This window comes from Neisseria sp. HMSC074B07 (genome assembly GCF_001810355.1).
Classification (GTDB): Bacteria; Pseudomonadota; Gammaproteobacteria; order Burkholderiales; family Neisseriaceae; genus Neisseria.
Genome location: NZ_KV800950.1, coordinates 39,929 through 53,073, shown reverse-complemented (window position 1 = coordinate 53,073; position 13,145 = coordinate 39,929). Strand labels below are relative to the sequence as shown.

Annotated in this window: 11 protein-coding genes and 1 pseudogene; 3 read left to right on the top strand and 9 right to left on the bottom strand. The window is 53.5% G+C overall.

Translation table 11 applies throughout. The annotated features are described in order from the left end of the window. Position 1: 1 nt before the first annotated feature. Positions 2–139, bottom strand: coding sequence for a hypothetical protein (locus HMPREF2726_RS14135; protein WP_168163278.1), 138 nt, complete (start codon positions 137–139; stop codon positions 2–4). A 19-nt stretch (positions 140–158) separates the two neighbouring features. Between HMPREF2726_RS14135 and HMPREF2726_RS08305 the strand changes: the two genes are divergently transcribed. After that, positions 159–1,568, top strand: coding sequence for a leucyl aminopeptidase (locus HMPREF2726_RS08305; RefSeq protein ID WP_070602953.1), 1,410 nt, complete (start codon positions 159–161; stop codon positions 1,566–1,568). A gap of 107 nt (positions 1,569–1,675) precedes the next feature. Here HMPREF2726_RS08305 and HMPREF2726_RS08300 read toward each other — a convergent pair whose 3' ends face one another. Continuing rightward, positions 1,676–2,038: a nuclear transport factor 2 family protein gene (locus tag HMPREF2726_RS08300; protein ID WP_070514012.1), complete on the bottom strand. Its 363-nt coding sequence runs from the start codon at positions 2,036–2,038 to the stop codon at positions 1,676–1,678. 154 nt (positions 2,039–2,192) lie between these two features. Here HMPREF2726_RS08300 and HMPREF2726_RS08295 point away from each other — a divergent pair, with 154 nt between their 5' ends. Continuing rightward, entirely contained in the window at positions 2,193–2,669 is a 477-nt protein-coding gene (locus tag HMPREF2726_RS08295) for a cupin domain-containing protein (protein WP_070602951.1), read from the top strand. 303 nt (positions 2,670–2,972) lie between these two features. Beyond that, positions 2,973–5,260 (top strand): annotated as a pseudogene (znuD, locus tag HMPREF2726_RS08290) (TonB-dependent zinc receptor ZnuD). A gap of 325 nt (positions 5,261–5,585) precedes the next feature. Here znuD and HMPREF2726_RS08285 read toward each other — a convergent pair. From HMPREF2726_RS08285 to HMPREF2726_RS08255, 7 genes are all read right to left on the bottom strand, one after another. Continuing rightward, on the bottom strand, positions 5,586–6,842 hold the full coding sequence (locus HMPREF2726_RS08285; RefSeq protein ID WP_009312197.1) for a D-amino acid dehydrogenase: 1,257 nt from the start codon (positions 6,840–6,842) through the stop codon (positions 5,586–5,588). Between the two features lie 228 nt (positions 6,843–7,070). Then, positions 7,071–8,462, bottom strand: a complete 1,392-nt coding sequence (locus HMPREF2726_RS08280) for an alanine/glycine:cation symporter family protein (RefSeq protein WP_003779074.1) — start codon at positions 8,460–8,462, stop codon at positions 7,071–7,073. A gap of 440 nt (positions 8,463–8,902) precedes the next feature. Continuing rightward, the gene (locus tag HMPREF2726_RS08275) at positions 8,903–9,571 is read right to left on the bottom strand and encodes a DUF3108 domain-containing protein (RefSeq protein WP_009312196.1); all 669 of its coding nucleotides are present in this window, start codon (positions 9,569–9,571) and stop codon (positions 8,903–8,905) included. Positions 9,572–9,625: 54 nt separating this feature from the next. Continuing rightward, on the bottom strand, positions 9,626–10,663 hold the full coding sequence (locus tag HMPREF2726_RS08270; protein WP_009312195.1) for a tetratricopeptide repeat protein: 1,038 nt from the start codon (positions 10,661–10,663) through the stop codon (positions 9,626–9,628). Between the two features lie 36 nt (positions 10,664–10,699). Then, positions 10,700–11,326 (bottom strand): phosphoribosylglycinamide formyltransferase, encoded by a 627-nt coding sequence (purN, locus tag HMPREF2726_RS08265; protein ID WP_070602949.1) that lies wholly within the window; start codon positions 11,324–11,326, stop codon positions 10,700–10,702. A 189-nt stretch (positions 11,327–11,515) separates the two neighbouring features. Further along, entirely contained in the window at positions 11,516–12,352 is an 837-nt protein-coding gene (locus HMPREF2726_RS08260) for an FKBP-type peptidyl-prolyl cis-trans isomerase (protein WP_009312193.1), read from the bottom strand. A gap of 130 nt (positions 12,353–12,482) precedes the next feature. Next, the gene (locus HMPREF2726_RS08255) at positions 12,483–12,923 is read right to left on the bottom strand and encodes a DNA polymerase III subunit chi (RefSeq protein ID WP_009312192.1); all 441 of its coding nucleotides are present in this window, start codon (positions 12,921–12,923) and stop codon (positions 12,483–12,485) included. Positions 12,924–13,145: the final 222 nt, after the last annotated feature.

Here is a 13,145-nt window from a genome sequence, read left to right as displayed (position 1 = left end):
GCTAGGAGCGGTAGCGGTTCGGCGCAGGCGGATTGTCTGCGCAAGGTTTCAGACGACCTCTCAAATGGAGTACAATCTTTCCAACCGTTTTCAGACGACCTCTTGATGCAAAGGGTCGTCTGAAACTACCCGAAACCATCTCAATCAGGAGAATAAACGTGGAATTTAGCACAAAAGCCGGAACCTTGCAGCCGCAACAGGCAGGCGCGCAGTTATTTGTCTGCACCGAAACCGCACAATTAAACCACCCGACCGCCCTTGCCCTTTTGTCTTCGCTTGAAGAAGGTCAAACTTTTGCCGACACCAAAATCCCGACGGACAACGGTTTGCAGGCAGTCGCGGTCGTCCGCCTCGAAAAAACCGACCGCGCCGCGCTGAACAAAGCCGCCGCCGAAGCCGCGAAATGGGCGCAAAATCAGGAAACGGTCAATGCGGACATCCATGCCTTCGATGAAGCGCAAGCCTCTGCCGTAGCCGAAGCCTTCGCCATCGCGTTCGGCAACGCCGCCTACCGTTTCGACCGCTACAAAAAAGAAGCCAAGCCCGCCAAATTCGCACAAGCCGTGTTCCACACCGCACACGAAGCCGCCGTCAAAGAAGCCCTGCGCGTCGCCGAAGCTCAGGTTTACGGACAAAGCCTCTGCCGCGATTTGGGCAACGCCGCGCCCAACGAATGCACGCCCGAATTTTTAGCGCGCACCGCCAAAGCCGAAGCCGAAAAACTGGGCGCACACGCCAAAATCATCGAAAAAGACTACATCAAAGAAAACATGGGTTCGTTTTGGTCGGTCGCCAAAGGCAGCGTGGAAGACCCCTATCTGATTGAATTGAGCTACTTCGGCGCTGCCGACAAAGAAGCCGCCCCCGTCGTCCTAGTCGGCAAAGGCATTACCTTCGATACAGGCGGCATCTCCCTCAAACCCGGTCTGAACATGGACGAAATGAAGTTTGACATGTGCGGCGCGGCAACCGTCATCAGCACCTTCTGCGCCGCCGTCAAACTGCAACTGCCGATCAACCTCATCGCCGTCGTCGCCACTTGCGAAAACATGCCTTCCGGCGCGGCAAACAAACCGGGCGACGTCGTGAAAAGCATGAAAGGTCTGACGATTGAAGTGTTGAACACCGATGCCGAAGGTCGTCTGATTTTGTGCGACGCGCTCACTTACGCCGAGCAGTTCAAACCCAAAGCCGTCATCGACGTCGCCACCCTGACCGGCGCGTGCATCATCGCCTTGGGTCATGACGTCAGCGGCGTGATGGGCAACAATCAGGATTTGGTCGACAGCTTGCTCGCCGCCTCCCGCAACGTGGACGACAAAGCATGGCAACTGCCGCTCTTTGAAACCTACAAAGACCAGCTCAAATCCAATTTCGCCGACATCCCCAACATCGGCACGCCCGGCGCAGGGACGATTACCGCCGCCACCTTCCTGTCTTACTTCACCGAAGACTACCCGTGGGCGCACCTCGACATCGCGGGTACGGCATGGAAATCCGGCAGCGAAAAAGGCGCGACCGGCCGCCCCGTTCCCTTGTTGCTGAACTATCTGCGCAATGTGAAATAAGCCTTGACGCCTGCGGGGCGAAGCAACCTACCCCGCAGGTCGTCTGAAAACGGGACTGTATCAACTAATGCAGGCTGTCCGAAAACAAATAGAGTTTGGTAATTCAATTATGCAGCGTTGTTGTTCATCGTCCAGCAGTCGGTAATCTTACCGTCTTTGATTTTCAAGAAATCCGTACCGACTTTGACGGCGGTTTGGTTGCCGAACGTAGCGGTTACACGCCAATAGGCGGAAATTATGTCGCCGTCGCGGAACGGACCAAGCACAATTTCATAATGCAGATCTGCTTTAGCACGAATGGTGGTTATCCAAGCCTTTGCGCTGGCTATGTCAGTTACGGGCGTTGGTGGTGGAGTGGAATCAGCGGTCAGATGTGCTTTGAAGTTGTTTGACAGCAGTTCATCAGCAATGTTGAGATCGCCATTCCACATCTGTGTCCATGCAGTATAGATTTTTTGTGTTTCGGTCATGCTTTTGTCTCTTAATGATGTTGGGTAATAGGGAACATCCTGTGCTGAAAAGCTAGGAAATGATGCTATGTAATATTACCTATCGTCAATATCAGAATCTACCTGAATGCAGCCTACGATTTATCCGACACAACCCAACAAACGGAGAACCATGATGAAACCGCTATTTGCCGCATTGTCCGTCGCCTTTCTGCTCGGCACGACCGTCAGCGTCCACGCTGCGGAACAGACAAAACCTACCGACCGCAGCGTCCAAGTGTACAAAAAAGCCGACTTGGCGGAGTGGAACCGCGAAAATGCAGCCGGAGGCAAAGGCCCGCTGCTCGGCCGTTTCGCCTTCAACCGCCACCAAACCGCCGCCCAAGACGCGTTTAGAGAAATCGGCTGGCTGACCCTGCCGCCGGGCGCATCCATCGGCGAACACAAACACACCGACAACGAAGACGTTTACATCATCGTATCGGGCAAAGGCGTGTTCACCGACAGCACGGGCAAACAGACACCAGTCGGCGCCGGCGACATTACCATCGCCCGCCCCGGCCAGTCCCATGCGCTGAAAAATATCGGCAAAGAGCCGCTGGTCTTCCTTGACTTGATTGCCGAAACCGCCGCAGTCAAAGCTGCCAAATAGCAGTCATCAAACCGACAAGGTCGTCTGAAAACGGAATCTGGTTTTCAGACGACCTTTTTGTTGTTTAAGCAACATGATTCCTTCCAAGCAAACAGGTGGGGTGGCGAGTCGCCGCTGCTTTCGCCTTTCTTATCATTTTCAATATTTTGGGTTTCAGACGACCTTTGGTTTTTCGCTGTTTGTATAGGCTTTGGCTTGGCTGTTTTGCTGCGTCAAATCCAAGTCGTTTTTCAAATTCTTGTCATATTAATGATGTGATGTTATATAATAACAATCTATTTGAAATATGACGGGAAACCAAAAATGACACATACCACACTCAAACCCATTGTTTTAGCATTACTGATCATCAATCTTCCAGCCGTCGCACAAGCGCATGAAACCGAGCAGACGGTGGACTTGGAAACGGTCAACGTCGTCGGCAAAAACCGTCCGCGCGCCACTTCGGGGCTGCTGCACAGTTGACTGCCTCCGACAAAATCATCAGCGGCGATACTTTGCGGCAAAAAGCCGTCAATCTCGGCGACGCGCTCAACGGCGTGCCGGGCGTCCATGCTTCGCAATATGGCGGCGGCGCGTCTGCGCCTGTGATACGCGGGCAGACGGGCAGACGGATTAAAGTGTTGAACCATCACGGCGAAACCGGCGACATGGCAGATTTCTCGCCTGACCATGCCCTGATGGTGGACACCGCTTTGTCGCAACAGGTCTAAATCCTGCGCGGGCCGGTAACGCTGTTGTACAGCTCGGGCAATGTGGCGGGTTTGGTGGATGTCGCCGACGGAAAAATCCCCGAAAAAATGCCTGAAAACGGCGTATCGGGCGAACTGGGACTGCGCTTGAGCAGCGGCAATTTAGAAAAACTCACGTCCGGCGGCATCAATGTCGGACTGGGCAAAAACTTCGTGTTGCACACGGAAGGGCTGTACCGCAAATCAGGCGACTATGCCGTACCGCGTTACCGCAAGGAAGAAGGTCGTCTGAAACGCCTGCCTGACAGCCATGCCGATTCGCAAACGGGCAGCATCGGGCTGTCTTGGGTGGGCGAGAAAGGCTTTATCGGCGCGGCGTACAGCGACCGTCGCGACCGCTACGGCCTGCCTGCGCACAGCCACCTCTACGACGACTGCCACGCCGACATCATTTGGCAGAAGAGCTTGATTAACAAACGCTATTTGCAGCTTTATCCTCATCTGTTGACCGAAGAAGACATCGATTACGACAATCCGGGCTTGAGCTGCGGCTTCCACGACGACGATAATGCACACGCGCACGCCCACAGCGGCAGACCGTGGATAGACCTGCGCAACAAACGTTACGAAATCCGCGCCGAATGGAAGCAGCCGCTCCCCGGTTTCGAAGCCCTGCGCGTGCATCTGAACCGCAACGATTACCGCCACGACGAAAAAGCGGGCGATGCGGTGGAAAACTTCTTTAAAAACAAAACGCAAAATGCCCGCATCGAATTGCGCCACCTGCCCATAGGTCGTCTGAAAGGCAGTTGGGGTGTGCAATACCTCACCCAAAAATCCAGCGCGCTTTCCGCCATTCCCGAAACCGTCCAACAGCCGATGCTGATCGACAACGATGTGCATCATTACAGCTTTTTCGGCGTAGAACAGGCAAATTGGGACAACTTCTCGCTTGAAGGCGGCGTGCGCGTGGAAAAACAAAAAGCCGCCATTCAGTACGACAAGGCATTGATTGAGCGGGAAAACTACTACAACCAACCCTTGCCCGACCTCGGCGCGCACCGCCAAACCGCCCGCTCGTTCGCGCTTTCCGGCAACTGGTATTTCTCGCCCCAATACAAACTCAGCCTGACCGCCTCCCATCAGGAACGCCTGCCGTCAACGCAAGAGCTGTACGCACACGGCAAACACGTCGCCACCAACACCTTTGAAGTCGGCAACAAACACCTCAACAAAGAGCGTTCCAACAACATCGAACTCGCGCTGGGCTACGAAGGCGACCGCTGGCAATACAATCTGGCACTCTACCGCAACCGCTTCGGCAACTACATCTACGCCCAAACCTTAAACGACGGACGGGGCCCCAAATCCATCGAAGACGACAGCGAAATGAAGCTCGTGCGCTACAACCAATCCGGCGCCGACTTCTACGGCGCGGAAGGCGAAATCTACTTCAAGCCCACGCCGCGCTACCGCATCGGACTTTCCGGCGACTACGTCAGAGGTCGTCTGAAAAACCTCCCGTCGCTGCCCGGCAGGGAAGATGCCTACGGCAACCGTCCACTCATCGCTCAAGCTGACCAAAACGCCCCGCGCGTTCCCGCCGCACGGCTCGGCTTCCACCTGAATGCCGCGCTGACCGACCGCATCGATGCCCATCTCGACTACTACCGCGTGTTTGCCCAAAACAAACTCGCCCGCTACGAAACGCGCACGCCCGGACACCATATGCTCAACCTCGGCGCAAACTACCGCCGCCGCACCGGCTACGGCGAGTGGAATTGGTACGTCAAAGCCGACAACCTGTTCAACCAGTCCGTTTACGCCCACAGCAGCTTCCTGTCCGACATCCCGCAAATGGGACGCAGCTTCACCGGCGGCGTGAACTTTAAGTTTTAAGCGAGACGGATTTTTGGCGAAACCTTAAATATTTTCAGGCGCAGCCGTCAGGTTTGCTTTTGGGGATGTTGGGTTTCGTGGGAATGTGAGAAAGGTCGTCTGAAAACTATATTGCGTTTTCAGACGACCTTTGAGTTTATATAGTGGCTTAACTTTAAACCGACGGCGTTACCTCGCCTTAGTTCAAAGAGAACGATTCCTCTAAGGTGCTGAAGCACCAAAGTGAATCGGTTCCGTACTATCTGTACTGCGTGCGGCTTCGTCGCCTTGTCCTGATTTAAATTTAATCCACTATAGTGCCGCTCAAACCTTATCGGTTTAAAGTTCAAGACGGATAGCGCGACAGGCTCAAGTCGTCGCTGCGGATTTCGGTGTCTTTGCCGCACACGATATCGGCGGTCAATTTTGCCGAGCCCAGCGACATGGTCCAGCCCAAAGTGCCGTGACCTGTATTCAGGAACAGGTTGTCAAAGCGGGTGCGGCCGATTAGCGGCGTGCTGTCGGGCGTCATCGGTCTGAGGCCGCTCCAGAACAATGCCTGATTCAAGTTGCCGCCTTCGGGGAACAAATCGTTGACGACCAAAGCCAGCGTTTCGCGGCGTTTTTCGGACAGTTTGATTTCGTAGCCGGACAATTCCGCCATACCGCCGACGCGGATTCTGTTGTCGAATCGTGTGATGGCGACTTTGTAGCTTTCGTCCAAAACGGTGGAAACCGGCGCGCCGTCTGAGTTTTTGACGGGCAGGGTCAAGGAATAGCCTTTGACGGGGTAAATGGGCAGATTGAGGTCCAACTGCGCCAAAACCGTCCTGCTGAAGCAGCCGAGCGCGCAGACGAAGGCATCTGCTTCAAAGCGTTCCGTTTCGGTTTCGATTGCGCTGATGCGCTGGCCGTTGTGTTCGATGCGGCGGATGGTTCGGTTGAAATGGAACTGTACGCCTTTTTCCAGACACAGTTTGTACAGGTTTTGGGTGAAGAGGTGGCAGTCGCCGGTCGCATCCGCAGGCAGGTGCAGGCCGCCGGCAATTTTGGCAGTAACGCGTGCAAGTGCAGGCTCGAATTCTGCGCATTCTTCGGGTTTCAGACGACGGTAGGGCACGCCGTATCGTTCCAAAACGGTAATGTCTTGTTCTGCCGCTTCGACTTCTTTGGCTTGGCGGAAAATCTGCAAAGTTCCTTTTTTGCGTCCTTCGAAATTCATGCCGGTTTGCGCTTCAAAACGGCGGAACATTTCACGGCTGTATTCGGAAATCCTGACCATGCGCTCTTTGTTGATTTGATAGCGGGATGCCGTGCAGTTTTGCAGCATTTGCCACAGCCATTCGACTTGATACAGGCTGCCGTCGGGGCGGAACAGCAGGGGAGGATGGCTTTTAAACAGCCATTTCAGTGCTTTGGTCGGAATGCCGGGTGCCGCCCAAGGCGTGGTGTAGCCGTAAGAAAGCTGACCCGCATTGGCGAAACTGGTTTCCATTGCCACGCCTTCGGCGCGGTCGATTACCGTTACCTCATGTCCGGCTTCCGTCAGATACCACGCGCAAGATACGCCGGCAACTCCGGCACCTAAAACAAGCACTTTCATTTTGTTCCTCCGCCGACTGGTTTCCTATAGTGGCTTAACTAAATCAGGACAAGGCGATGAAACCGCAAGACAGTACAGACAGTACAGAAACCGATTCACTTGGTGCTTCAGCACCTTAGAGAATGTCTCTTTGAGCCAAGGCGAGGCAACGCCGTACTGGTTTAAAGTTAATCCACTATAAATACAGATATCGGGTCGTCTGAAACACCTTTCAGACGACCTCAGGTATCAATGCGGCAACGCTCCGTCTTTGACTTTTTGTTTGAAGTCGCGCGTTTCATTGACGATGACTTTAATCATCAAAAGGAGTGCGATCAGGTTGGGCAACGCCATCAGACCGTTGAACGTATCCGAAGCCAGCCATACCAAATCAAGGCTCAAGACTGTACCCAGCATGACGGAAGAGACATAACCGACGCGGTACAAACCGGCAAACTTCTCGCCGAATACATAAACCGCGCATTTCTCGCCGTAATAGCACCAGCCCAAAATGGTTGAGTAGGCGAAGAAAATCAGACCGATGGTGACAATCCAGCCGCCGATGCCGGGCAGCATTTTTTGGAAGGTGACGGTCGTCAGTGCCGCGCCGCTCAATTCAGGTTTGACAAACTCGCCGCCCGCGCCGAGCAGGCCCATCACCAAAATGATGCCGGTAATCGAACAAACGACGATGGTGTCCAAAAACGTACCGGTCATGGAAACCAATGCCTGACGGACGGGATGGTCGGTTTTTGCGGCTGCGGCGGCAATCGGTGCAGAACCCATGCCCGCTTCGTTGGAGAACACGCCGCGCGCCACGCCGTAGCGGATTACCGTGCCGATAGCGCCGCCCGCCACTGCCTGCGCACTGAACGCATCGGAGAAAATCAGCTTGACGGCAGGCACCAGCGCATCGGAATTGATGACGATAATGGAAATACCGCCCACCACATAAAACACTGCCATAGCGGGTACGATGAAAGAAGCGGCTTTGGCGATGCCTTTGATACCGCCCAAAACGACGATGGCAGTCAGAACCGTCAACGTAATGCCGGTATAGACAGGTTCGACGCCGAAGCTCGTCTGAACCGCTTGAGCGACCGAGTTGGACTGTACGGAACTGCCGATGCCGAACGAAGCGAATGTGCCGAATAAAGCGAACGCCAACGCCATCCATTTCCAGTTTTTACCCAAACCGTTTTCGATGTAATACATCGGCCCGCCGGACATTTCGCCTTTGGAGTTGGTCACGCGGTATTTCACCGCCAACACGCCTTCGCCGTATTTGGTCGCCATGCCGAAAACGGCGGTCATCCACATCCAAAATACCGCGCCCGGGCCGCCGGTCACTACGGCAGTCGCCACGCCGGCGATATTGCCCGTGCCGATGGTGGCGGACAGGGCAGTCATCAAAGCGGCGAAATGGGAAATATCGCCTTCGTGGTCTTCGCCGTCTTCATGCTTCTTTGACGGCACGAAAGCCTGCTTCAGCGCATAGCCCAACATGGTGAATTGCAAGCCCTTCAACATGACGGTCAGCAAAATGCCCGTACCGACCAGCAGCACCAGCATGACAGGCCCCCAGACCCAGCCGCTGATGGTTTCGAAAAAGGCTTTGAGGTTGTCTAAAAACCATTGCATGAGTTTCTCCTTTGTCTGTTTTATATTTTTTACGCACCACTATTTTTGTAGTGTCATGTAATTTCAGCACAGAATGTTCAAGAACACAATATCTCTATTTTTAAAAAATTTTCGATGTCATACCTTATGCGGAGGCCTAATTGGGTAGAACATATTGTTTACAATCTGAAAAATAATGTGAATGCAGCTTAAGATTGTTAATCTGTAAACGCATACCTTTCAACTAGAAAATCTCAGGTCGTCTGAAAAATGGCGGTTGATTTTTAGAGAAATACGCCATAGGCGAATCGCTATGGTGTGAGGGTTGAAAAGTCATGTGTTCGGCGAGAAAAAAAACTGCACCTTAATAGATTGGAAGAAATATCCAACTTTTTAGGTGCAGTTCGGTTTTCAGACGACCTTTGGGAAACGGTCGGTCATTTGGAGATGGTGTGCCGCCGTTATGGTTTGATGGCTTTTCCGTCAATGATGACGGATGTAAGTTTGAGGTCGTAAGTTTTGCCGTCGTCGGTGTATTTGATTTCGGCAGGAATGTTGTTGAAGGCGGGGGCGAATGAATAGGTGACGGTGTCGTCGCCGCGTTTGACGCGGTATTTGTTGACTGTGGTCGTACCGCCGCCGATTTTGTAGTTTTCGCTGCCGACTTTGGTCATGCCGCTGACGGGGTAGAGTTTTTTGCCGTTGGTGATGTTCAGACCGGACGGCAGGCGGGCATCGTTGGCGGCAAGCTGCCAAGCCAGCGTAAAGAGGTCGAGTGTCGTGCCGCCGGTTTTGGCGGTTTCGCTCGAACCGGCTTTGCCGTAAGTGATGCTGTTGCCGCTGAATTTGGCTTCGGCATAGAGTTTGCCGCCGCGGACGTCTTTATAGTATTTGGGACGGAGGGTGTTGCCGCTGATGGTGCCGCCGGATTCGAAGCGGATGCTGTACATCGGGACTTTGATTCTGGACACGATGGTGTATTGGTTGCCGCTGCGTGTGAAGGTCATGGTGGCGGGTATGCCGTAGCTGCCGGAGTATTTCAGGGTGGCTGATTGGGGCAGTCCTGCGGCATAGGCGTTTGCGACGCTTAGGGAGAGGGCGGCGGCGATTAGCAGGGTGGGTGTTTTCATGGTGTCATTCCTCCTGTTTTGGGTCGTCTGAAAGAATTTCAGACGAGCTTGGGTTTATTGGAGATTGCCCGAACCGAACATAAATTCTATCTGGCTTTGGTAATAGCTGTTGCCGTTGCGTTTGTCGAAGTCTGCGGCAAACTCGCGGGCATGTTGCGCCGCTTTTTCGTCAAAAGGAGAAAGCGCGATGAGGTAGTCCAAATAGAGCATATTGTCGTTTGGGGCATGTCGAATGATGGTGTCGCCGTGCCGGTTCATCAAATCGAGGGCACGTTGCGACTGTCCGAGTTTGTACGCCAGTTGGGAAAAGAGGGGGATCAGGCGGACGAACTCTTCGTCTTCTTCGACGTTGATTTTGTCTATGGCTTCGTCCAAAAGGCGTTCCGCCTCCTCGTATTTGCCCAGCCTTATCATGCTGTCGATGACGGGGTAGTAGGTAAGGGGCGGCACTTCGGCGCAGGTCATTTCGCCCGTTAAGATGGGCTGGGCGGTATCGATGGCTTTTTGGTACTGCCCGATAAAATGGTAGAAATTGACCTGCTCGGACTGTTCGCACGCGGGACAGTCGGAAAATTCATCTGCGGCGGTTTGCTGCCATTTTTGGAAATTTTCTTTGGCGGCGGCGTGGTCTCCGGTCAGGATGTTTTGCAGCATCAGGGTTTTATAAAATGATGAAAGACTGAACCGCATGTTTTCATAGTGGTAACGCATTGTTTCGTTCGCTTCCTCGATTTCCTTTTTGTCGAGAAAGAGGTCGCGGGCAAGCATGGGAATGATCCATTTGAATTTCCACTGGCAATCGATTAAATCGTCGAAGCCTTCGGGAAAGCTGTCGTCTTCAGGATGCTGCTCGTAGCTTTCGTCACAGCGGTCCAAGTGATGGTCAATCAGCCAGTTTAGGCAGTGCAGCTTGAAACCGGGAGAAAAAGAGCGGTTATTGAGCGGGTCTCCGACAACAAAATCGCATAACGCACGCGTTATTTCGGGGTTGTTTTTGAGGCTTTGGTTGAATAAATCGATGGCTTTGCTTTGGCGTTTACGGTAGTCGGATTCGGAAATGATATCCGAAAGGGTCAACCGGTTTTGGCTCATGGTGTTTCCTTGTAGGGTGCTGCGCATTGGGCAGGATTACGCGAGTAAGGTTTGTCCTTCGGCGTTGCGCTCTGAATTGAATACGCGGTTGCCTTCGATTTTCAGACGACCTGCAACGAAATCGGCAACGGCTTGCGGGAAAAGGCGGTGTTCGACGGTCAGGACGCGTGCGGCAACGTCGTCGGGTGTATCGCCGTCGAGGATCGGGACGATGCCTTGCGAGATAATCGGACCGCAGTCCAGCTCGGGGGTTACGAAGTGGATGGTGCAGCCTGCGACGCGGCAGCCGGCTTCAAGGGCACGTTCGTGGGTGTGCAGGCCGGTAAATGAGGGGAGGATGGACGGGTGGATGTTGATCAGGCAGTTTGGGTAATGGGCGCAGAATTCGGGCGTGAGGATGCGCATAAAGCCTGCGAGGACGACCAAATCAGGTTGATAGGCATCGATTTTCTCCATCATGGCTTGGTCGAAAGCAAGGCGGCTGGGGAAGTCTTTGTGGTTGAGGCTGTCGGTGGCGATGCCGCGCTCGGCTGCCCAAGCCAGTCCGGCGGCGGTTGCGCTGTTGCTGAGGACGGCGGCGATGCGGGCGTCTGGAATAGCGGCATTGACGATGGCCTGCATATTGCTGCCGCGGCCCGAGATGAGGATAACGATGTTTTTCATGGCGTCGGTTGTAGGAGGTTGGTAGGTTTTATTGTATAGCAAAACAAAATCGCAATGTTATGGCGCGGGTTTATTGGGGGTTTGATGGGATAGGAGGTCGTCTGAAACGGGGTAAACCATGTTTTGCGAATATACAGAACAGAAATGCCCGAAACGGATTCGGTTCGGGCATCGGGTTAAAGCGCAGGCTTATTGGACTTTTTGAATGTCAACTTGACCGGGAGCGGGTTGGAAATCTTCGGGTTTGCCGATTTTAACCAGCTTCACGTCAAATACCAAAGTGGAATTCGGACCGATTTTCCCGCCCGGCATGACTTGGTCGCGGTAGGCGAGTTTGGACGGGATGTAGAAGGTGGCTTCGCTACCTTCTTTCAAGAGTTGGATGCCTTCGGCCCAGCCGGGGATAACTTGGCTGACGGGGAAGGTAACAGGACCGCCGTTGGCTTTGCTGCTGTCGAAGACGGTACCGTCAATCAGGCGGCCTTCGTATTCGACAACGACGATGTCGTCTTTTTTAGGCTGTTTGCCGTCACCTTCTTTGGTGATTTTGTATTGCAGGCCGGAAGCAGTGGTTTTCACACCTTCTTTAGTGGCGTTTTCTTTGAGGAACGCTTCGCCTTTTTCCAGGTTGGCTTTGGCGTCAGCCTGAAGTTTTTCCGCCGCTTTGACTTGTTGTTCTTTCAGGAATTTCATCATGACTTCTTGTGCTTGGACTTCAGTCATTTTGTTTTCTTTGCCGTCATAAGAGGCTTGCAAGGCTTCGATGAAGACTTTCATGTCGATTTCCGCGCCCTGATCTTTCATTTGTTTCAGGGAGCTGCCGATGTCCATACCCATTGCGTAGCTGGCTTGTTGGACCGGTGTGCCAATAGAGGATGCGTCTTTTGCGGCAGATGCGCCGGAAGCTGCGGATGCCGATGCGGGCGCAGAGGCTGAAGCAGGTGTATTGGCGTCTTTTTTGTCGCAGGCGGTCAGTGCCAATGCGGCGGCGATTGCCAATGCGCTGAATTTGAAAGTTTTGTTCATGATGTTTTCGTCTTTTAAAAGGGGTCAGTAAAAGAAAGTCGGGATTATAGCCCAGTTTGAATCAAAAGGAATCAAGGCTGTTTAAATTTTCGGCTTATCGTGTAAAGCCGTTTTCAGACGACCTTCGATTTTAGGCTTTGCCCGTCATATCGTGGTGTTCGATGGTAAAGCCGTTTTTTCTGTATGCGCTGAAGCGTTCGCGGGCGTCGGCGAGCTCTTCCAAGCTGCTGCCTACAATTTCAAGTACGCGGGCGGGGATGACGGGGGCTTCGTTCCAAAAGTCGGGCGAGAGGTTGAGGACAGTGGCGTTTTCAGGGACGGCGGGTAAAGTATCGCCGAACGCGAGCCATACGGGTGTTTCAGACGACATGGGTTGGTCAGGTTGCCAAATTTCATGCGGAATGAAACTTTCGGGAATTTGCTGCCAAAGGTCGCGGTCGAGGCGGCGGATGGTTTCATCGGAATCCGACCAGACCAATATCTGCCCGCCGTCGCGTATGGCGCGCGCAATCAGGCGGCAGGCGAAGGCGGCGGGGTCGGCGGTGTGGGTGTAGAAAGTGGCTTTGGGCATGATGCACGGGGCAGGGGAGGAAATGGGGGATTATAGTAAAAACGTTGTGAAAGGGCTATGGTAGGGCTGCCTTACCGGCTTGGTTATCAAACGTATTGATCAGCCGCCTCCTGCATGCGTCAGAATATTCAGGCATCCGTACGCTTGTCAGGATGCCTTGTCAAATTTTAGACGACCTTTTGGGATGGTTGTTTGTATAGTGGATTAACTTTAAACCAGTAC